This is a genomic window from Micromonospora parva (assembly GCF_040649675.1).
Lineage (GTDB): Bacteria > Actinomycetota > Actinomycetes > Mycobacteriales > Micromonosporaceae > Micromonospora > Micromonospora parva.
Genome location: NZ_JBEZFX010000001.1, coordinates 958,305 through 979,663 on the forward strand (window position 1 = coordinate 958,305; position 21,359 = coordinate 979,663).

Genomic DNA, 21,359 nt, shown 5'->3' on the forward strand with positions numbered 1-21,359 from the left:
GGACGGCGACCTGCCTCAGTAGCCCAACAGGGCGATGAGCAGCGAGGACACCGCGGCGACCAGGAGCACCCCACCGGTGCCGAGGCCGACGACCGCGCTCACCGCCACGGCGCGAGCCCGGGCCACCGGCACCGCCGCGACCGCCACCACGGTGACGAGCGCGGCGACCAGATGAATCAACGGGTAGTCGATCAACGCCGCAACCGGGAAGAGGTGCACGCCCACGACGAGGGCGATCCATGGGGCGACCAGCTCATTACGCCGCAGCAGGGCGAGCAGCCCGGCACCGACCGCAGCGACGCCGAACTCGATGCCGACGACGATGCCGAAGGTTGGGCTGGTGTCGGCGTCGAATGCCGTACCGTCCGACCAGTGACGCCAGGCGAACAGAGCACCGGCGGCCGCCGTGAGCAGGGAAAGAACCGACCCGGCGATGAGCACCCGCCGCCACCGCTTCGGGGGCGCCTCCTGCGCCCAACCGAACCAGCTGGTGGCGAAAAAGGCGAAGACGAACGCCGTCGCCGCCGCGTCCCGGACATGTTCAGTGATCATTGGCTCCCCGCGATACCGCTGGTTCGACGTCGGACTTCGCCGTTGACAGCGGCGCTGTCACCGCCGGGCCACGACGCGGTAATCCTGTCCTGACCGGTGTGCTCGATGACAGGGCGGGGTTGCAGTCGCTCACGCTCGGCCCTCTATCCGTGTAGCTCGCGGCCGTGTCGTCGGGCGCCGCCGCCTCGGTGCCGATGCCCCGCTACGTCCGGGCAGCCCGGCGGTGTTCCCGTGGGCTGACGCCGCGGATGCGTTTGAAGGCCGTGCTCAGGGCGAAGGAGCTGCCGTAGCCGACGTGGCGGGCGACGGCGCCGACGGTGGCGCCGGGCTCGCGGAGCAGGTCGGCTGCCAGGGCCAGCCGCCACTCGGTGAGGTAGGACATGGGCGATTCGCCGACGAGCGCGGTGAATCGGCGGGCCAGCGCCGCCCGGGAGACCCCGGTCTCGGCTGCCAGCGACGCGACGGTCCAGGGTTGGGCCGGCTTGTTGTGGAGCATTTGCAGGGCCCGGCCAACGATGGGATCGCTGTGCGCTTTGTACCAGCCGGGGGCATTGGCCGCCGGTCGCGCGAACCATTCACGTAGCGCGGCGATGAGCAGCAGGTCGAGCAGCCGGTCGAGGACCGCTTCCTGGCCGGGATCGTCCTTGACGATCTCGGTGGCCAGTAGCGGTACCAACGGGGAGTCCCAGGAGTCGCCCGGGACGACCAGTAGCGGCGGCAGTGCGCTCAGGAGCCGCTGACTGACCTCGCCCCGCATCGTGTAGGTGCCGGTGAGCAGCGTTGTCGGGCCGTCCGGGTTGTTGCCCCAGGTGCGTACGCCCAGCTCCATCATCCCGGGCAGTTCCTGCCCGTCGGGGGTGGTGCAGATCTGGCCTGGGTGAATGACGACCTGCGGCGCCGTGGCCGGCTCGTCGGCGACGGCGTACGGGTCGGGGCCACGAATGATCGCCAGGTCGCCTGGACTGAGCTGTACGGACGCACCCTCGTCGGGAACGACCCAGGCGTCCCCCTGGACCATGGCCACCAGGGTGAGCGGCGCCTGGTCTTCGATCCGTATCGACCAGGGCGGGGTCAGGACCGAGCGGAGGAGGAACGCTCCCCGGGCTCTGGGTCCGTCGAGGAGACTGACGACTGCGTCCATGTAGACGATTACACACAGAATCGCGCGCCTTGGCTATCCACAGTCTCACACCGCTGCGTTTCAATTATCGCTATGACAAACGAACAAGAGCGGAACACGATCCTGGTACTCGGCGGGACCGGCAAGACTGGCCGCCGCATCGTGAAGCGGCTCCAGGAGAGCGCAGTGCCCGTTCGGGCGGGTTCCCGCTCCGCTGCGCAGCCCTTCGACTGGGCTGACCAGGCGACCTGGACGCCGGTGCTGCAGGGCGTCGGAACGGTGTTTGTGTCCTACTACCCGGACCTGGCGGTGCCGGGCGCACCCGAGACGGTCGGCGCGTTCACTGAACTGGCGGTGGCGTCCGGGGTCTCCCGGCTGGTGCTGCTGTCCGGCCGGGGTGAAAAGGAAGCACAAGCCAGCGAAAGGCTCATCCAGTCCGCCGGGGTCGAGTGGACGATCCTGCGATCCAGTTGGTTCAGCCAGAATTTCAGCGAGGACTATCTGCTGGAGCCGGTGCTGGGCGGCGAGATCGTCCTCCCGGTCGGGAACGTGCCCGAGCCGTTCGTGGACGCCGACGACATCGCCGAGGTGGCTGTGGCCGCCCTGACCGAGGACGGGCACGCGGGGCAGATCTACGAGCTGACCGGCCCCCGGCTGCTCACCTTCGCCGAGGCGATCGCCGGGATTTCCACAGCGACGGGCCGGCGGATCGAATTCGTTCAGGTGTCTCCCGACGACTATGCCGAGGCGCTCACCGCGGAGGGCACGCCTTCCGGGGTCGTGGAGCTGCTGCTGTACCTGTTCACGACCGTGCTGGACGGGCGCAACGCCCATCTGGACGACGGGGTTCAGCGCGCCCTGGGCCGGCCGCCCCGCGACTTCGCCGACTACGCCACCGCCACCGCCGCCACCGGCATCTGGGACAGAGGGTAGGACACCAGTTGGGTCACCTGGAACATCGTCCGCTCGCTGGCCAACACGAACGCCGTCACCGCCGCGTCTCGGACATGTCGGTAATCATTGGCTTTCCGGGATACCGCTGGTTCGACGTCGGACTTCGCCGTTGACGGCGGCGCTGTCACCACCGGCTACGACCCTCGGCTGGCCCACCGCAGAAAGCGCGACCGCGCGGGCGTACCGGATCGCGGCAGGGGTGTCCGTGAAGACCAGCCCTTCGCGGCGCAATTCGTCAGCGACTCCGAGGGTGGCGAGGACCTGGTCGTGGGCGGGGGTGATGCCGGAGAGCAGGACGGTGATCCCGCGTCCGCGTAGCCGCCGGATCGCGTCGCCGAGGACGTGCGCACCGGTGGCGTCCATGGTGGTCACCCGGGACATCCGCAGGATGACGACACGGACGTCGCTGACCTCGGAGAGTTCCAGGAGGAAGGTGTGGGCGGCGGCGAAGAAGAGCGGCCCGTCCAACCGGTACGCCACGATGTGTTCGCTGAGCAGCGCGTGCTCCTCGGCGCTGTGTTCCCCCGGGTCGAGGGGCACCTGTTCCAGCCGGGCGCTGCCGGCCACCGCGCGCAGGGCGAGCACCACGGCGACGCCGACGCCGACCGCGACGGCGGTCACGAGGTCCCAGATCACGGTGACGGCGAAGGTGAGCACCAGCACGACCGCGTCGCCCCGGGTGGCCCGGGCCAGCGCCCACAGCGAGCCGGCCTCCACCATGCGGACGGTGGTGGCGAGCAGCACCCCGGCCAGGGCGGCGAGCGGGATCCGGCCGACCAGCGGCGCGGCGGCCAGCACGATCGCCGCGAGGGCGACGGCGTGGGTGAGGGCCGCCAACTTCGAGGCCGCCCCGGCGCGGACGTTGACCGCTGTCCGGGCGATGGCGGCGGTGGCCGGGATGCCGCCGAAGACGGGGGCGGCGAGGTTGGCCAGCCCCTGACCGAACAGTTCACGGTCCGGGTCATGCCGCTCACCGACGGTCATGCCGTCAGCGACGGTGGCGGAGAGCAGGCTCTCCAGGGCGGCGAGCGCGGCGACGGCGAGGGCGCTGGGCAGCAGCACACCGAGCGCGGCGAGGTCGAGGAAGCCGAGCGAAGGCGCTGGGAGGCCCTGCGGCAGCGCGCCGATCCGGGCCAGGTCGACCGGGAGGACCTCGGCGAGGACGGTGGCGGCCCCCACGCCGAGCAGGGAGAACGGCAGGCCGGGTCGCCACCGCGCTCCGAGCAGCATCAGCGCCGCGACGGCGAGGGCCACCGCGAGCGCGGCCGGCCGCGGATGGACGACGAACCGGGCGACCGCGTCGAAGGCGACGGCCCAGACCTTCTCCCCGTGCGCGTCGCTGACGCCGAGTGCGGCAGGAACCTGTTGCAGCGCGATGACCACGGCGATACCGGCGGTGAAACCCTCCAGCACGGGGGTGGGCAGGTAGCGGACGTAGCGGCCCAGACGGGCCACGGCGAGCGCGATCAGCACCAGGCCGGCCATCGCCCCGACCATCAGCACGCCGGTGGCTCCGAACTGCTGCACCACCGGCACCAGCACCACTGTCATCGCCCCGGTCGGCCCGGAGACCTGGAGGTTGGAGCCGCCGAAGACGGCGGCCACCGCGCCGGCGACCACGGCGGTGATCAACCCGGCCTGGGCGCCCAGCCCGGAGGTGACGCCGAACGCCAGGGCCAGCGGCAGTGCCACCACCGCCACGGTGAGGCCGGCCAGCAGGTCCCGGCGCGGTGAGCGGTGGACCGCCGCCCAGTCGGCCCGGCCGGGTAGCAGCCCGAGGAGCCGCGCTCGGGCCACCGGGATGACGCGGCTCACCGGTCCGCGCCGGTGGCGCGCAGCTCCCCGAGGAGACCGTCCCGGTCGGTGAGGACCGCGCCGAGGATCCGGCGACCGGCGGCCAGCAGGTCGGCCACGTCCGGGGTGCTGAGCGCGTACACGACGAGGGGACCGTCTCGGTGTGAGGTGACCATCCCGGCGCGGCGAAGGACGGCGAGTTGTTGGGAGAGGTTGGAGGCCTCGACCTCGATCACGGCGAGCAGGTCACGGACCGGCTTCGGGCCGTCCTGGAGCAGTTCGAGGACCCGGATGCGCACCGGGTGCCCGAGGGTGCGGAAGAGTTCCGCCTTCGCCTGGTACAGCGGGACCGACATGAGCACCTCTCCCGATCGATGCGAAGACTTTAGCACTTGAAGAAGTCTTCAATCGTTCGGTGTGCGGTGACGAGCGTCCCTCCGCGTCGTCGGCGTCAGGCAGTCCGTCCGATGTCGTTGACGCAGCGCAGCACTGGTCGGGTGGTCAGCGCCCGGTCGTCCAGCAGGGCCCCGGCGCGCACGGTGAAGGTGGCCGACTCGCCCGGCAGCAGGGTGACCAGGGCCTTGTCCACGCTGGCGGTGCTGTCCAGCCGGTCCGGGAAGAGGGTCAGGTCGCGCAGCACCGTGCGAGCGGTCACCCGGACCCGCTGCCCGCCGCCGATCGGCTCGACCGTCGCGTCCCAGGCCGCCGCCGGCCAGTCCACGTCCCGGTCCTCGGCGAAGAACCACAGCGCGCGCTCCGCGGTGCCACCGGCCTCCGCGACCAGCAACTCCCGACGGCCCTCGTCCGGCCGCGCCAGCTCCGCCGGCAGCGCCAGCGCCACCGAGGAGTACGCCGGGACGTCGAGGTCGACCGAGGTCTTCGCCCTCGGCTCCCCGGTGAGCGTGCACCGGGTGACCGCGGCGGATGCCGTCCAGGCCTCGGCGGTTTCGTTGACGGCGACCACTGCCAGGCCGCCGTCCCGGGGCTGCACGGTGAGGAGCCGGTCGGCGTACGCGTGTCGCAGCGCGTACCACAGGGGTTTGCGACGGCCGTCGCCGTCGACGGCCGACCAGGAGGTGACCGGCCAGCAGTCGTTGAGCTGCCAGACGATGGTGCCGGCGCAGACGTCCCGGTGGGAGCGGAAGTGCTCCACGCCGAGCTGGATGGCTCGGGCCTGGTTGAGCTGCGTCAGGTAGTGCCAGTCGTCGAAGTCCGCCGGGGCGGGCAGGTGCGCGTCGAGGCCCCGCTGGAGTTTGGCGTCACCGTCGGCTGCCTTCTGGTGGTGCGCCATGCCCGGTGAGTCGTGCGCCAGGGGTTCGTCGCTCAGCGCCCGGCGCAGCGTGGCGTACGCCGGTGGGGCCTGGTAGCCGAACTCGGCGACGAAACGCGGCACGTACTCCCGGTACCTGGTGTAGTCGTCGGTGTTCCACACGTCCCAGATGTGGGTGGTGCCGTGCGCCGGGTCGTTGGGGTGGATCGCCTCGGTGCCCGACCAGGGGCTGCCCGGCCAGTACGGGCGGGTCGGGTCCAGCTCGCCGACGATCCGGGGCAGCACGTCGAGGTAGTAGCCACGCCCCCAGGTGCGCCCGGCGAGGTCCTGCTGCCAGTCCCAGTCGTGCCAGCCCCAGATGTTCTCGTTGTTGCCGGTCCAGAGCACCAGCGACGGGTACGGCGCGAGCCGGGTCACCTGCTCGGCGGCCTCGGCGGCCACCTCGCTGCCGAACGGTTCCTCCTCCGGGTACGCGGCGCAGGCGAACAGGAAGTCCTGCTGGACGAGGAGGCCGCGCTCGTCGGCGAGGTCGTAGAAGTCGGCGGACTCGTACCGGCCGCCGCCCCAGACCCGCAGCAGGTTGACGTTGGCGGCGACCGCCTGGTCGAACCGCTCGGCGAGCCGGGCCCGGGTGATCCGGGTGGGGAACGCATCGTCCGGGATCCAGTTGACCCCGCGCACGAAGACCGGGACGTCGTTCACCGACAACGAGAACGGGGTGCCGTGCTCGTCGGGTGTGGTGTCCAGGCGGACCGAGCGGAAGCCGATCCGGTGCGACCAACTGTCCAGCAGGTCGCCGTCCGGCGCGTGCAGTGTCACATCGATCGGGTGAAGCGCCTGCTCGCCGTACCCCCGGGGCCACCACAGCGCGGGCTCGCGAACGGTGAGGGTCAGCACGGCCGTGCGCTGCCCGGCCGGGACGACCACCTCCGCGTGTGCGCCGGCCACGGCGGCGCGGACGGTCAGCGGGACGTCCGCGACCCGCTCGACCTCGACGTGCACCTCGACGCGGCCGTCGCGACCGTCCATGGTGACGAGGGGACGGACGGTGGCCAGCCGGGCGGTCGACCAGGCGTGCAGGCTGATCTCCTGCCAGATGCCGGCGGTGACCAGTGTCGGCCCCCAGTCCCAGCCGAAGTTGCAGGCCATCTTGCGGATGAAGTGGAACGGCTCCGGGTAGGCGTTCGGGCGTTCGCCGAGCCGTTCCTGGTGTGCCTCGGCATAGCGGTACGCGGAGTCGAACGTGACGACCAGGTCGTTGTCACCGTCGCGCAGCAGCGGTCGGACGTCGAACCGGTAGCCGCGGTGCATGTTCGCGGTGCGGCCGACCTCGACGCCGTTGAGGGTGAGCGTGGCGACGGTGTCCAGGCCGGCGCAGACCAGGTCGACGCGGTCGTCGTCGCCCGCCCGGTGGACGATCGTGGACCGGTAGACCCAGTCGGTGCGCCCGATCCAGGCCAGCGTCCGCTCGTTGTCGTCGAGGTAGGGGTCTTCGATCAGCCCGGCGGCGAGCAGGTCGGTGTGCACGCAGCCCGGCACGGTCGCCGGCACGGACCGGTCTGCGACCTCCTCGGGCACCTGTGCTCCGGGGGCCGCTCGCACTGTCCAACCGTCGTAGAGTGCCTGTCGGCGCAAGACCTCACCGCACCTTCCGCATCGAAAGACGTTTACTGAACCGGATAAGCTAGGCAACCGTACGTTTCGGCCCCGCACGTGTCAACGGCCGTTGACGCCCGCGGCAGCACGTCGCGGCAGCACTCTCGCAGCAGCAAAGGAGCACGCCGGTGAAGCGGCCGACCATTGCCGACGTCGCCCAACGCGCCGGGGTGTCCAAGGGTGCCGTGTCGTACGCGCTGAACGGGCAGCCCGGCGTCTCCGAGGCCACCCGGCAGCGCATCCTGGCCATCGCCACGGAGATCGGGTTCAGCCGGAGCAGCGCGGCCCGCGCCCTCTCGGCCGCCACCGCCGGCGCGATCGGCCTGGCCCTGTGCCGACCGGCCCGGACACTCGGCGTCGAGCCGTTCTTCATGGCGCTGATCAGCGGCGTCGAAGCCGAACTCTCCGCCCGCTCGTACGCGCTGACCCTGCAGGTGGTGGCCGACCACGACGCCGAGATCGCGGTCTACCGCCGTTGGTGGGGCGAACGACGGGTGGACGGGGTGCTCGTCTGCGACCTGCGCACCGACGACCGTCGCATCCCCGCACTCGAACAGCTGCACCTGCCGGCGGTGGTGATCGGCGGCCCCGGCGGCACCGGCGAGCTGGCGAGTGTCTGGTCCGACGACGCCGCCGCGCTGACCGAGACGGTGGAGTACCTGGTCGCGCTCGGGCACCGTCGGATCGCCCGGGTCGCCGGCCTGCCCGACCTGCGGCACACCGAGATCCGCACCGACGCCTTCGCGGCGGTCCGCCAGCGGCTCAACCTGGACGACGCGGTCACCGTGTGGTCCGACTACACCGGCGAGGAGGGCGGGCGGGCCACCCGCCGGCTGCTCAGCTCCGCCCACCGGCCCACTGCGGTCATCTACGACAACGACGTGATGGCCGTCGCCGGGCTCTCCGTCGCCCAGGAGATGGGCCTGACCGTGCCCGGCGACCTGTCCATCGTGGCCTGGGACGACTCACCGCTGTGCCGCCTGGTGCACCCGCCGCTGACCGCGCTGGGCCGGGACATCCCGGCGTACGGGGCCCACGCCGCCCGGCAGCTGCTCGCCGTCGTCGCCGGGCAGCCGGCCGGCCGGGTGCAGGACGAGACGCCCCACCTCACTCCGCGTGGCAGCACCGCACCACCCCGAGCCAGATGAACCGGTTCAGCGCGATGCTGACGGAAACTCCTCGAAGTACGCCTCGACCCGTTCCGCCGTCGCCGGGCGGGCCAGCGCGAACCCCTGCCCGTACCGGCAACCGCCCCGGCGTGCCCCCTCGACCTGGGTCGACGACTCCAACTCCTCGGCGACGATCTCGACGCCCAGCCGCTCGCCCACGTTGACCACCACGTCGATCAGCGGTGGTTGCCCGTCCGGCCGTGCGCCCACCAGCTCCGGGCCCACCTTGAGCAGGTCGATCGGCAGTCGGCGAAGCTGCGCCAGGGAGGCGTGCTCGGCCCGGAAATCGTCCAACGCGGTGCGCACGCCCAGCGACCGGAGCCCGGCCAACCGGGCCACCACTGTCGACAGGTCACCGGCCACCCTCGGCTCGCTCACCTCCACCACCAGCCGCTCCGGCGGCACCCCGTGCGCGGCCAGCACGGCCGCGAGCCGCTGCACGAAGTCGGGAGTGGTCAGCTCCCGGGTCGTCACGTTGACCGCCATCCACAGCTCCCGGGCGCCCACCGACCAGTCGGACAACCGCCGGCAGGCCCGATCCAGCACCCACCACTCCAACTCGCCGACCAGGTCAAGGTCCTCGGCGACCGGCAGCAGCTCGGCCGGCAGCACCGTGCCGAGCACCGGGCTGCGCCACCGCAGCAGCGCCTCCGCGCCCACCGGCTGCCCGTCGGCCAGGTCGACCACCGGCTGGTAGACGAGATCCAGTTCGCCGCGCGCCACCGCACCGGGCAGCTCGCGCTCCAGGTCGAGCCGGCGGACCAGTTGTTCCTCAAGGAACGCGTCGTACCACTCCACCCGGTCCCGGCCCAGTTGCACGGCCCGTCGCCGGGCCAGTTCGGCCTGCCGGAGCACGTCCGCCGGCCCCACCCCGCTCACCTCGGCAAGCCCGATGCTCGTCTGCACCCGCAGCATCGCGCCGGCCAGCTGGTAGGGCGGACTGAGTGCGCTCAACAGTCGGGTGCCCAGCGCGTACGCCAGCACCGGGCCGGCGGCGGTGACCACCGCGAAGCCGGTACCCGCGCACCCGGTGACCAGATCGCCGGGGGCGATGACCGCGCGAGCCCGGTGCACCGCCTCGGCGAGCACGTCCTCCCGGGCGGTCGGGCCGATCCCCTCGGTGCCGTGCAGGTCGACCAGGAGCAGCGCGCCGGCCGGCACCGGCACGTCGCCGATCGCGGCCAGGGCGTCCAGCAGGGCGGCCCGGTCACCGGGGGTGCTGCTCGCGGCCGCGAACTGTCGCCGGTCGAGCCCCGACCACGCGGGGCTGTGCTCAGGCGACCAGATCGAGTCCGCGCCGGTTCCGGGGGCCGCGACCGCCGGGGCGTCGGGGCCGCGTTCCGGCGGCGGCTCCGGCGTGCCCGGCCCGCGTGCCGGACCCGAGCGGCGGTGCCGCAGCGACCGACCGGCCGGCCGGCGATGGGCGGCCCGCCGAACGGACGTGGCCGCGTCACCGGCGCGCAGCAGCTCGCGCAGCACCAGGGGCGGCACCGCCGCCAGGGCCAACAGCACGCTGGTCCGGTCCGGCGCGCGGCCGGCGGCCAGGTGCAGACCCGTCGCCAGCAGCAGCACCGCCGCCGGGAGCACCGACCGAGGCCAGGCCGCGGCGACCGGCTCCGCCGGCTGCGCGTCGTCCGTCGCACCGGCGGCACCGACCGCGACCAGCAACATCCCGAACACCAACGGGGGTACGGCCAGCAGGGCCACCCGCCCGGCCGGTGCGGACGGCGACACGGCCAGCAGCACCAACCCGCAGAGGGTGAGCAGGACGCCGCCTCGACAGATCGCCGCACCCGAGCGCCGCCACGGCCCCGCGAACACGTTCAACGCGGCCATCCCCAACCCGCCGAGCGTCAACGCGCAACCCAGCCGAACCGGGACCGACAGACCGTCCCACGGCAGCAGCAGCCAGCCGGCGAGGGCCAGACCGACGGCCGGGCCGCTCGACTCGACCAGCCCGCGCAACCGGACCGCGGCCGTCGGCCGCGAGCGCCCGGGGAGCCGGTACAGACCGCTCGCCGAGAGGGCCCCCACGACCAGCGACCCGATCAGCACGGCGCGGGTGTGCCCGATGTCCGCCAGGGGCAGCACGACGGCGGTGAGACCGGCCGCCACCACCGCCGCGTCGAGCAGCACGCCCGCCGCCCGCGGTGGCGGGTCGGTGCCACGCCGGCTGGCCAGCCGGGACAGTCGCAGCCCGGCGAGTGTGGCGCCGGCGCCGGCGCCCAACGCGATCACCACCGAGGTCGGGACCAGGCCGACGGCACCGGCGAGGAGGAGCAGCGCCACCGCCACGGACGTGGCGGCCTCGGGTGCCGCACGACGGGGGACGAGAACGCGGAACGGGTACGCGAGGAGCACGGCGGACGCCTTCGTGAGGGGGCACGGGGGCGGTGCGGCGGTGCGGGGCACCGGACGTTGCGAGTCCGCTACCCACGATTGACAACGATGGACAGCCGAAGTGGTTACTTGCCGGTTACTCAGGGAAAACAACGACCGGTGTCACTGTACGGCGTACTCCCGGCCGGTGGCACCGCCCGCCGCGAGCCGAAACGGCAGGAAGTGGGATCATCGGAGGGTGAGTAAGCCCGACACGGTCCGTTTCCGGTACAACCAAGCCATCCTGGTGGCCGCGATCATCGCCTTCGTCGGCGCCCTGCCGCTGGCCAACGCCCGGGCCTACCTGCTGCCGGTGCTGCTCGTCCCGCTCGCCGTCGCGGTCTGGGCCTGGCGGGCCGGCACCGACGCCGACGCGCGGGAGCTGCGCCTGCGGGCGTTGGTCGGGCAACGCCGGATCGGCTGGGAGCAGGTCCTGGAGCTGGCCACCGACCAGCGGGGGCGCGCGGTGGCCCGGCTCGACGACGGCCAGCAGGTCACCCTGCCGGCCGTCCGTGGGGCGGACCTGCCCCGGCTGGTCGCGGCAACCGGCCAGCCACTGCCGGGTGCCCCGGCGGACGCGCCGGGTCAGTAGCCGTCGACCACTGTGTTGATCAGCGGTTGCCCGGCGGCGAAGCGGCGCACCTGATCGCCCACCAGCCGGTAGGCACGCGGTAGCAACCCCCGCACCGACCCGCCCACGTGCGGGGTGAGCAGCACGTTCGGCATGGTCCAGAGCGGGGAGTCGGCGGGCAGCGGTTCCGGGTCGGTGACGTCCAGCGCCGCCGAGATCCGACCGGTGCCCAGCTCGGCGACGAGCGCATCGGTGTGCGCCACCGGCCCGCGGGCGGCGTTGACCAACAGCGACCCGTCCGGCATCGCGGCCAGGAACGTCTTGTCGATCAGGCCACGGGTCTGGTCGGTGAGCGGCACCAGCACCACCACCACGTCCGCGTCGGGCAGCAGCCGGAGCAGCTCCTCGACGGCGTGCACCCCCTGCTCCGGGCGGGCCGTCCTGGCGACCAGGGTGAAGCTCACGTCGAAGGGGGCGAGCCGGTCGCGCACCGCGGTGCCGATCGAGCCGGCGCCGACGATGAGCACCCGCTTGCCGGTCAGCTCGTCGGTAGGGGTGTGCTCCGCGTACGCCCAACGCCGCTCGGCCTGGGCGCGGACGAACGCCGGAAACGCCCGCAGCTGGGCGAGGATCGCGGTGACGACCCACTCGGCGGTGGCGGGGTCGTGCACGCCCCGGGCGTCGCAGAGCGTGACAGTCGGCGGGGTCCGGCCGGCCCAGGCGTCCGCCCCGGCGGAGAGCAGTTGCACCACCGCCAGATCGGGCAGCTCACCCAGCACCGTCGTCCCGTCCGAGCCACCCAGGAACGGCGGCACCCAGAAGCGAACGCCGGCCGCCTCGGACGGCATCCGGTCGGTGTGCTCGAAGACCTCCACCGTCACGTCCGGGGGCAGCGCGCCCAGGAGGTTCAGGCCGGCCTGGTGCGGAATCCATACCTTCACGTCCGCCGACGATAGTCCCCGGCGGCGCGGACGGTGCGGGCACGGCGGTGAACCGGCGTCCGGGGGGTGGCGCACGGGGCCACGGCGGGCGAGACTCAGCACAGCGAGGTTCGAGCCGGGCCTTCGCGAGGTATAAGGAAGGGTCGGAGGGCCGTCCTCCTCCGCCCGGCAGACAGGTGCACGATGACCGACGGCTCCCCCGCCTCCCCCCGGCGACCGATCGCGCCCCCCTCGGCGCTCGGCGACCCAGCGCGGTTGCGCGCGCTCGCCGACACCGGGCTGGACGCCGCTCCGGACGAAGCGTTCGACCGGTTCGCCCGGTTGGTCAGCGACCTGTTGGACGTGCCGGTGGCGCTGGTCTCGCTGGTCTCCGCCGACCGGCAGTTCTTCCCCGGCGCGGTCGGTCTGCCCGAGCCCTGGTCGCAGCGCCGGCAGACTCCGCTGAGTCACTCGTTCTGTCAGCACGTGGTGGACATCGAGGTGCCGATGGTGCTGCCGGACGCCCGGCTCTACCCGCGCGTCCGGAACAACCTGGCCATCGACGACCTCGGCGTGGTCGCCTACGCCGGGATGCCGCTGACCGACCTATCCGGCCGGGTGCTCGGCTCGCTCTGCGCCATCGACAGCAAACCGCGCGCCTGGACCGCCGCCCAACTGCGGACCCTGGCCGACCTGGCCGCCGCCTGCTCGTCGGAGCTGCGCCTGCGGATCGCACTCGACGGCGCGCAGGAGGCGCGGCGGCGGGTCGTGCAGGCGCACGAACGGCTGGAGTTGCTGGCCGGGGTGAGCGAGACGTTGGCCGGCACCCTGGACGTGGGCGTCGCCCTGCGCCGGCTCGCCGCCACCATGGTGCCGCTGCTCGCCGACTGGTGCCTGCTCACCCTGATCGGGCCGACCGGCCTGCCCCGTGAGGTGGTCTCGGTGCACCGGGACCCGGCCCGCGCCGCGGACGTCGACCGCTTCGGTGAGCTGCTGCGCACCGGGCTGGGCCCCGATTCGATAGTCCGGGCGGTGCTGCGCACCGGCCAGCCTCGGCTCGGCAGCGTGGCGTCCCTGACCGACGTGGAGCGGGGCACCATCCACCCGGAAATGGTCTCCATCGCCGGCCGGTTGGGCATCGCCTCCTACCTGAGCGTGCCGGTGCGGGGCGTCGGCGGCACGGTGCTGGGGGCGATCACCCTCGTGAACGACGGGCACCGTCAGCAGTTCGACGACCGGGACCTGCTGACCGCGGTGGACATCGGCCGCCGGGCCGGCCAGGCCGTCGGTAACAGCTCGATGTACGGCGAGCAGCGGCACGTCGCCGAGGTGCTGCAACACAGCATGCTGCCCCGGCTGCCGGTGGTGGCGGAGCTGGAGCTGGCGGCCCGATACCAGCCGGCGGCCGACCGGGTGGAGGTCGGCGGCGACTGGTACGACGCCTTCGTGCAGCCCGACGGCGACGTGATCGCGGCGATCGGGGACGTGGCCGGGCACGACATCGAGGCCGCGGCGACCATGGGCCAGCTGCGCAACCTGGTGCGGGGCAACGCCTTCGGCCGGCCGGACGCGGTCGGGTCCCTGATGAGCGACCTGGACGGCGCCATCCGTGGCCTTCGGCTGCCGATCGCCGCCACCGCGACGCTGGTGCGGATCTGTCCGCAGCGCGCCGGTGCGCACGAGGTGACCTGGTCCAACGCCGGGCATCCGCCGGCCCTGGTGGTCCGCGTCGGCGGGGCGGTCGAGGTCCTGGCCGCGACGCCGGAGCCGCTGCTCGGCCTGGCCCGCCCGACGCGGCGGAGCAGCCACTCGACCAGCCTGGCCACCGGTGACACCCTGCTGCTCTACACCGACGGGCTGATCGAACGGCGGGACCGGTCCATCGACGACGGGTTGGCCGAGCTGATGAGCCGCCTGGCCGGCACTCACACGCTGCCCCTCGGCGACCTCTGCGACCTGCTGCTCGCCTCGATCCGGCACCGCGAGGACGACACCGCGCTGCTGGCCGTACGGGCCCGCTGAGGCCGGTCCACCGGAGACCATCGGTACCCGTTGGATCTCGACGGGCCCGGTCGGGCCGCGCGGCGGGCTACCCTGGGCCGGGTGAGCGCCCGTCCCCCGTACCCTCGCATCCGCCGCCTCCGGGTGGCCCTCGCGGCGTCCTGCGCGGCGTTGCTGTTCGCCGCCGGTTGCAGCTTCGGTGAGCCGGAGCCCGACCCGGCCGGCGAACCGCCCAACCTGCCGACCCCGTCCGCGTCGGCGAACCCCGGCGGCAGCGGTCAGCAGGCGGTGGCGACAGTGCTCGCCAAGGGCCTGCGGGTGCCGTGGGCCATCGCCTTCCTCCCGGACGGCGGCGCGCTGGTCACCGAACGGGACAACGGCCGGATCCTCCAGGTCGGGCCCGAGTCCGGACCGGACGGGCTGCGGGTCCGACCGGTGCAGACCATCCCCGACGTGGCGGCGGCGGGCGAGGGTGGCCTGCTCGGCATCGCCGTCTCCCCCGACTACGCCCGGGACCGGACGGTGTTCGTCTACTACACCGCCGAACGGGACAACCGGGTCGCCCGGCTGCAACTCGGCGGGCAGCCCACCCCGATCCTCACCGGCATTCCCAAGGCCAACGTGCACAACGGCGGTGGGCTGGGCTTCGGCCCGGACAAGCAGCTCTACGTCAGCACGGGTGACGCCGGTCAGCGCCCGCTCTCGCAGGACGTGAAGAGCCTCGGCGGCAAGATCCTCCGGGTCACAGCGGACGGCAAGCCCGCCGCCGGCAACCCGTACCCCAACTCCCCGGTCTGGTCGATGGGGCACCGCAACGTGCAGGGTTTCACCTGGGACGCCGCGAAGCGGATGTACGCCGTCGAGTTCGGCCAGAACACCTGGGACGAGGTCAACCAGATCACCAAGGGCGGCAACTACGGCTGGCCCGAGGTCGAGGGTAAGGCCGGCGACAAGCGGTTCACCGACCCGATCGCGCAGTGGCCGACCTCGGACGCGTCCTGCTCCGGGCTGGCCGCCACCGAGCAGTTGCTGGTCACCGGCTGCCTGCGCGGCAAGCGCCTCTGGGTGATGGAGCTGACCGACACCGGGACGCTGCTCGGTCAGCCCAGTGAGCTGCTCACCAACCGCTACGGCCGGCTGCGCGCGGTGGCAGCGGCACCGGACGGGTCACTCTGGGTGAGCACCTCCAACCACGACGGGCGGGGCGACCCGGCGGGCGACGACGACCGGCTGCTGCGGGTGGTCTTCGCGGGCGGCGACGGCGGGCGCAGCTGATTCCGTCACCATCCGTTCAGGTTTACCAAGATCTTCCGACGGGCAGGCCAGACTTTCAGCATGGACGGGCAACGCGACGAGCGGCACGACGACGCCGATGACCGGGACGACCCGGTGACCGGCGACGATCGGACGCGCCCGGGTTGGTGGGCCGGTGCCGCCGGCCCGCTGCGCCGCCTCGGGCTGGTCGTCGCCGTCCTCGCCGTGGCCCTGGCCGGGGCGGTTCTCGGGGTGCTGGCCGGTGGTCAGGTGAGCACCGACATCGGCCCGTTCCGGGCCAACCTCAGCATCTCCCCCGCCCGCGACGGCGGCACCACCGTCGACATCCCGCCGCTGGGCGCGCTGCTGCTCGACAGCCACAGCGGGCCGACCCACCTCACCGTTCGGCTCGGCGCGCTCGACCAGGGGCGCACCGAGGCGCTGATCGACGACCCGGCCAGCATCAGCCGGGCCAGCCAGAGCGCCGTGGAGGACGTCCGCTCCGGGGTGATGCGCCTCGGCCTGCGTACCCTCGGCGCGTCGGTGCTGGTCACGTTGATCCTGGCCGGGCTGATCTTCCGCAACGTCCCGCGCACCGCCTGGGCGGGTGGGCTGGCGCTGCTGGTCACCGCCAGCAGCCTCGGCACGGCGGCGGCGACCCTCCGGCCGCAGGCCATCGAGGAGCCACGCTACGAGGGGCTGCTGGTGAACGCGCCGGCCATCGTCGGTGACGCCCGCCGGATCGCCAACGACTACACGAAGTACGCGGAGCAGTTGCAGCGTCTCGTCGGCAACGTCAGCCAGCTCTACACCACCGTCTCCGCGCTGCCGCTGTTGGAGCCGACCCCCGGCACCACGCGGGTGCTGCACGTCTCCGACATGCACCTCAACCCGACCGGCTGGCAGCTGATCCGGACGGTCGTGGAGCAGTTCGGCATCGACGTGGTGATCGACACCGGGGACATCACCGACTGGGGCAGCGAACCGGAGGCCTCCTTCGTCGGCTCGATCGGCGTGCTGAAGAAGCCGTACGTCTTCATCCGGGGCAACCACGACTCCGGCAAGACCGCCGCCGCGGTGGCCCGCCAGCCGAACGCGATAGTCCTCAACAACACCACCACGACCGTCGCCGGGCTGACCATCGCCGGCATCGGCGACCCGCGTTTCACCCCGGACAAGAACACCTCCCCGGCCGGCAGCGGACTGACCCAGCAGGTGGCCGACCAGGTGATCGGGGCCGGTAACCAGCTCGCCGCGACGATCCGCAACTCACCGCGACCGGTCAACATCGCTCTCGTGCACGACCCGGCGTCGGCCGGGCCGCTCGCCGGCACCTGCCCGCTGGTGCTGGCCGGGCACACCCACGCCCGGCAGGTGTCCAAACTGCCGGAAACACCCGGGCAGCAGCCCACCACGCTGATGGTGGAGGGCTCCACCGGCGGTGCCGGGCTGCGCGGCCTGGAGGGCGAGAAGCCCACCCCGCTGTCGATGAGCGTGCTCTACTTCGACCAGCAGAAGATGCTCCAGGCGTACGACACGATCACCGTCGGCGGCACCGGCCAGGCCCAGGTCAACCTGGAACGACGCCTGGTGGAGAACCCGAACGCCGGTGTCTCCGCCACGCCCACGCCCACCCCGAGCGGGGGTGTGCCCGCCACACAGGCACCCACACCCACGCCCACCCCGACCGGCTGAGCCCACGCCGGCCGGCGCGGACGGGTCAGCGCAGGGCGATCGCGGCCAGCGCGGCGTTGACGATGCTGCCGGGCAGCAGGTCGTGCAGCTCGTACAGGTCGGCGACGCTGCCGGACTGGCCGAACTCGTCCACGCCGAGCGGCACCGCCGGTGCGCCGACGGCCGAGCCGAGCCAGGCCATCGCGTGCGACGCGGCGTCGTGCACCGTCACCACCGGCACCCGATCGGCGAACGCGGAGCGCAGCGCGCCCGGCACGCTGGGCACCGTGGCCGTCCGTACGCCCTGTCGCAGGGTGCGCTGCCAGGCCCGGTAGAGCCGGTCCAGCGAGGTCACGTCCACCACGTGCGCGGCGATGCCCTCGTCGGCCAGCTCCGCGGCGGCGGCCAGCACCTCGGGCAGCACCGCGCCGGAGGCGGCCAGTTGCACCACCGGGGCGTCGACCAGGTGCGGGTACGCCTGGTGCGCGTCGACCAGCCGGTACGCCCCGGCGACGACCTGCCGGCGCAGCACCGCGTCGCCGAGCCGCGCCCGGGCCGCCTCGAACGGCGCCTGGTCCAGCGGTCGGGTGCTCAACCGGAAGTAGTACGCGCCGTCCTCGGCGGGCGCGGCGGTCGCGGCCGGGGCCGACCCACCGGCGATCTGCCCGAGCGCGTCGCAGAGCAGCCAGTCGAGGGTGGCCGCGTACGCCGGCTCGACGAAGGTCACACCGGGCAGTTCCAGGCCGACCGACGCGGTGATGGTGGACTGGTGGGCACCGCCCTCGGGGGCGAGGGTGATGCCGGACGGGGTGCCGGCCACCACGAACCGGGATCCGGAGTAGGTGCCGTAGAGGAACGCGTCCAGGCCGCGCAGCACGAACGGGTCGTAGACGGTGCCCACCGGCAGCAGCGGCTGCCCGGACAGGTCCCAGGAGAGCCCGAGCTGGCCGAGCAGCAGGAACAGGTTCATCTCCGAGATGCCCAGCTCGATGTGCTGCCCGGCGGGGCTCTCCGTCCAGCGCAGCATCCGGTCCTCGGTCCAGGAGCGCTGCTCGGTGGGGGCGAACACCCCGGTCTTGTTGATGAACCCGGCCAGGTTGGTGGAGGTGGCCACGTCCGGTGCGGTGGTCACCAGGTAGCGACCCACCTCCCGGTCCCGGGCCAGGTCCACCAGCACCCGACCGAAGACCTCCTGGGTGGAGATCGGCTTGGTTGCGCGTACTCCCGTGCTCTCCGGGACGGTGACCCCCAGCGCGCGCTCGCGGGGCGCGCGGGACAGCGCCTCCCGGCGGGCGCCGGCCCGGATCCCGGCCGGTGAGGCCGGGTCGAGGCGGTCCCACTCCGTCTCGGAGGTCAGCCCCTGCGCCGCGCGCAACGCGTCGACCTGCTCGGTGCTGAGCAGCGCGGAATGGTTGCGCGGGTTGCCGGCGATGGGCAACCCCCAACCCTTCACCGTGTACGCGAAGACGACGCTGGGCCGGTCGGTGACCGCGTCGCACTGGGCGTACGCGTCCAGCATCGCCTGCAGGTCGTGCCCGCCCAGGTCGGTGACGAGCGGGCCGAGGTCCTCGTCGCTGACGCTCTCGATCAGGTCGGCGATCCCGGCCGGGGCGCCGTCCAGGAACTGCTTGCGCAGCGCCGGCCCGGTCAGCCCGAACAGCGACTGGTACTGCTCGTTGGGCATCGCGTCGATCCAGTCCCGCAACGCCTCCCCACCCGGGCGGGCGTACGCCTCGGCGAGCCGGCGGCCGTACTTGACCTCGACCACGTGCCAGCCGGCCGCCTCGAACTGGCCCCGCCACTGGTTGATCCGGATGCCGGGGACGACCCGGTCCAGCGACTGCCGGTTGAAGTCGACGAGCCACATGACGTTGCCCAGCCCGGTGGTGGCCGGGTCGGCGACCGCCTCCCAGATGTTGCCCTCGTCCAACTCGGCGTCGCCGATCAACGCCACGAACCGGGAGTGCGGCCGGGCGCCGAAGTGCGCGTCGACGTAGCGGCGGGTCGCGGCGGCGAACAGCGGCGCCGCCGCGCCCAGGCCGACGGAACCGGTGGAGAAGTCCACGTCGTCCGGGTCCTTGGTGCGCGACGGGTACGACTGGAGGCCGCCCCGGGCCCGCAGTCGGGGCAGGTAGGAGCGGTCCAGGTTGCCGAGCAGGTACTGGATGGCGTGGAACACCGGGGAGGCGTGCGGCTTCACCGCGACCCGGTCCTCGGCGTCCAGGTGCGCGAACCACAGCGCGGTCATCGCCGTGACCAGGGAGGCGCTGGACGCCTGGTGGCCGCCGACCTTCACACCGTCGCCGGTGGCCCGGTCATGGTTGGCGGCGTCCACGATCCGGGTGGCGAGCCAGAGCACCCGCCGCTGGATCTCGTCGAGGACATCGAGGTCGTGCTGGGTCACGGTGGCTCCATCCAGGCGTCGCCGTTGACGCCCTCGCGAGGGGTGCGGGGTGGCCGCGTGGTCGACAGGGTGTGGCGGAAGGCCGCCGCCGGATCGCGGCGGCGGCCTTCTCCGGGTGAGTCTCAGCCCTGGACGCCGAGGCGCTCCAGGATCAGCTCCCGCAGGGTCTTCGCGTCGGCCTGCCCGCGGGTGGTCTTCATGACCGCGCCGACCAGCGCGCCGACCGCCGCGACCTTGCCACTGCGGATCTTGTCGGCGATGGCGGGGTTAGCGGCGATCGCCTCGTCCACGGCGGCGGTGAGCGCGCCGGTGTCCGAGACGACTTCCAGGCCACGGCTGGTCATGATCTCGGTGGGCGAGCCCTCACCGTCGACCACACCCTCCAACACCGTGCGGGCCATCTTGTCGTTGAGCTTGCCGGCGTCGACCAGCCCCTGCAGCTCGGCGACCTGGGCGGGGGTGGCACCGATCTCGGCCAGCTCCACGCCGCTCTCGTTGGCCCGACGCGACAGCTCACCCAGCCACCACTTGCGGGCCGCCGCCGGGGTGGTGCCGGCGGCCACGGTGGCCTCGATCAGCTCGACGGCGCCGGCGTTCAACACCGACTGCATGTCCAGGTCCGACAGACCCCACTGCTCCTGGAGCCGACGCCGGTGCACCCGGGGCAGCTCCGGCAGGGCGGCCTTCAGCTCGGCCACCCAGGCCGGGTCCGGTGCGATCGGCACCAGATCCGGCTCCGGGAAGTACCGGTAGTCGGTCGCCGTCTCCTTCGAGCGACCCGGGGTGGTGTCACCGGTGTCCTCGTGGAAGTGGCGCGTCTCCTGGGTGATCCGGCCGCCCACGTCCAGCACCGACGCCTGCCGCAGCATCTCCGAGCGGACCGCCCGCTCCACCGACCGCAGCGAGTTGACGTTCTTCGTCTCGGTACGGGTGCCCCACTCCGCGCCCGGCAGGTTCAGCGAGGTGTTCACGTCACAGCGCAGCGAACCCTCCTCCATCCGCACGTCGGAGACGCCGAGGGTGCGGATCACGTCGCGCAGCTCGGCGACGTACGCCTTGGCCACCTCGGGGGCGAGCGCACCGGTGCCGGTGATCGGCTTGGTGACGATCTCGACGAGCGGGATGCCGGCCCGGTTGTAGTCGACAAGCGACTCCGTCGCGCCGTGGATGCGGCCGGTGGCACCGCCGACGTGCAGCGTCTTGCCGGTGTCCTCCTCGAGGTGCACCCGCTCGATCTCGATCCGCACCGTCTCGCCGCCCACCTCGACGTCCAGGTAACCGTCGACACAGATCGGCTCGTCGTACTGGCTGATCTGGAAGTTCTTCGGCATGTCCGGGTAGAAGTAGTTCTTCCGGGCGAACCGGCACCACTCGGCGATCGAGCAGTTCAACGCGAGACCGATCCGGATGATCGCCTCGATGGCCGCCTTGTTGGCCACCGGCAGCGAGCCGGGCAGCCCCAGGCAAACCGGGCAGACCCGGGTGTTGGGCTCGCCACCGAAGTCGGTCGGGCACCCACAGAACATCTTGGTGTTCGTGCCCAGCTCGACATGGGTCTCCAGGCCGATCACCGGTTCGAAGCGCGCAACGACCTCGTCGTACGCGGGCAGTGTCGTCGTCATCTGAGCTCCAGGAGCGATC

The 21,359-nt window shown here is 72.8% G+C and carries 15 protein-coding genes; 6 read left to right on the forward strand and 9 right to left on the reverse strand.

Annotated elements, in window-relative coordinates; genetic code table 11:
* Window positions 1–15: 15 nt before the first annotated feature.
* Together AB0C03_RS04265 and AB0C03_RS04270 are read right to left on the reverse strand one after the other, a co-directional pair.
* Entirely contained in the window at window positions 16–552 is a 537-nt protein-coding gene (locus tag AB0C03_RS04265; protein ID WP_030337206.1) for a hypothetical protein, read from the reverse strand.
* Between the two features lie 202 nt (window positions 553–754).
* Window positions 755–1,693: an AraC family transcriptional regulator gene (locus tag AB0C03_RS04270; protein ID WP_030337204.1), complete on the reverse strand. Its 939-nt coding sequence runs from the start codon at window positions 1,691–1,693 to the stop codon at window positions 755–757.
* 72 nt (window positions 1,694–1,765) lie between these two features.
* Here AB0C03_RS04270 and AB0C03_RS04275 point away from each other — a divergent pair, with 72 nt between their 5' ends.
* On the forward strand, window positions 1,766–2,605 hold the full coding sequence (locus AB0C03_RS04275) for an NAD(P)H-binding protein (protein ID WP_030337202.1): 840 nt from the start codon (window positions 1,766–1,768) through the stop codon (window positions 2,603–2,605).
* An 84-nt stretch (window positions 2,606–2,689) separates the two neighbouring features.
* On the opposite strand, the gene AB0C03_RS04280 is transcribed toward AB0C03_RS04275, so the two are convergent.
* From AB0C03_RS04280 to AB0C03_RS04290, 3 genes are all read right to left on the reverse strand, one after another.
* Complete coding sequence (locus tag AB0C03_RS04280) at window positions 2,690–4,441, reverse strand: SulP family inorganic anion transporter (protein WP_357634097.1); 1,752 nt, start codon at window positions 4,439–4,441, stop codon at window positions 2,690–2,692.
* Window positions 4,438–4,776 carry an ArsR/SmtB family transcription factor gene (locus AB0C03_RS04285; RefSeq protein WP_030337198.1) on the reverse strand — a complete coding sequence of 113 codons (339 nt, stop codon included), beginning with the start codon at window positions 4,774–4,776 and terminating at the stop codon, window positions 4,438–4,440. The genes AB0C03_RS04280 and AB0C03_RS04285 overlap by 4 nt, the downstream gene beginning before the upstream one ends.
* A 95-nt stretch (window positions 4,777–4,871) precedes the next feature.
* Window positions 4,872–7,325 carry a glycoside hydrolase family 2 protein gene (locus AB0C03_RS04290; RefSeq protein WP_358138024.1) on the reverse strand — a complete coding sequence of 818 codons (2,454 nt, stop codon included), beginning with the start codon at window positions 7,323–7,325 and terminating at the stop codon, window positions 4,872–4,874.
* 149 nt (window positions 7,326–7,474) lie between these two features.
* Between AB0C03_RS04290 and AB0C03_RS04295 the strand changes: the two genes are divergently transcribed.
* Entirely contained in the window at window positions 7,475–8,494 is a 1,020-nt protein-coding gene (locus AB0C03_RS04295) for a LacI family DNA-binding transcriptional regulator (protein ID WP_030337195.1), read from the forward strand.
* 6 nt (window positions 8,495–8,500) lie between these two features.
* Here AB0C03_RS04295 and AB0C03_RS04300 read toward each other — a convergent pair whose 3' ends face one another.
* Complete coding sequence (locus AB0C03_RS04300) at window positions 8,501–10,876, reverse strand: EAL domain-containing protein (protein WP_357634103.1); 2,376 nt, start codon at window positions 10,874–10,876, stop codon at window positions 8,501–8,503.
* A gap of 217 nt (window positions 10,877–11,093) precedes the next feature.
* Between AB0C03_RS04300 and AB0C03_RS04305 the strand changes: the two genes are divergently transcribed.
* Window positions 11,094–11,486, forward strand: coding sequence for a PH domain-containing protein (locus AB0C03_RS04305; protein ID WP_030337191.1), 393 nt, complete (start codon window positions 11,094–11,096; stop codon window positions 11,484–11,486).
* Here the strand turns inward: AB0C03_RS04305 and AB0C03_RS04310 are convergent.
* On the reverse strand, window positions 11,480–12,406 hold the full coding sequence (locus tag AB0C03_RS04310) for a 2-hydroxyacid dehydrogenase (RefSeq protein WP_357634106.1): 927 nt from the start codon (window positions 12,404–12,406) through the stop codon (window positions 11,480–11,482). The two genes, AB0C03_RS04305 and AB0C03_RS04310, sit on opposite strands and share 7 nt — an antisense overlap.
* A gap of 183 nt (window positions 12,407–12,589) precedes the next feature.
* On the opposite strand from AB0C03_RS04310, the gene AB0C03_RS04315 reads away from it, so the two are divergent.
* The 3 genes from AB0C03_RS04315 (at window position 12,590) to AB0C03_RS04325 (ending at window position 17,335) form a co-directional block, all read left to right on the forward strand.
* Window positions 12,590–14,407 (forward strand): SpoIIE family protein phosphatase, encoded by a 1,818-nt coding sequence (locus AB0C03_RS04315; protein ID WP_051708835.1) that lies wholly within the window; start codon window positions 12,590–12,592, stop codon window positions 14,405–14,407.
* 81 nt (window positions 14,408–14,488) lie between these two features.
* The gene (locus tag AB0C03_RS04320; RefSeq protein ID WP_210865198.1) at window positions 14,489–15,661 is read left to right on the forward strand and encodes a PQQ-dependent sugar dehydrogenase; all 1,173 of its coding nucleotides are present in this window, start codon (window positions 14,489–14,491) and stop codon (window positions 15,659–15,661) included.
* A 60-nt stretch (window positions 15,662–15,721) separates the two neighbouring features.
* Window positions 15,722–17,335 (forward strand): metallophosphoesterase, encoded by a 1,614-nt coding sequence (locus tag AB0C03_RS04325; protein ID WP_357634110.1) that lies wholly within the window; start codon window positions 15,722–15,724, stop codon window positions 17,333–17,335.
* A gap of 25 nt (window positions 17,336–17,360) precedes the next feature.
* Here the strand turns inward: AB0C03_RS04325 and AB0C03_RS04330 are convergent, their stop codons facing one another.
* Both AB0C03_RS04330 and gatB read right to left on the reverse strand, forming a co-directional pair.
* Entirely contained in the window at window positions 17,361–19,718 is a 2,358-nt protein-coding gene (locus AB0C03_RS04330) for a thiamine pyrophosphate-binding protein (RefSeq protein ID WP_357634112.1), read from the reverse strand.
* Window positions 19,719–19,840: 122 nt separating this feature from the next.
* On the reverse strand, window positions 19,841–21,340 hold the full coding sequence (gene gatB, locus AB0C03_RS04335; protein ID WP_357634115.1) for an Asp-tRNA(Asn)/Glu-tRNA(Gln) amidotransferase subunit GatB: 1,500 nt from the start codon (window positions 21,338–21,340) through the stop codon (window positions 19,841–19,843).
* Window positions 21,341–21,359: the final 19 nt, after the last annotated feature.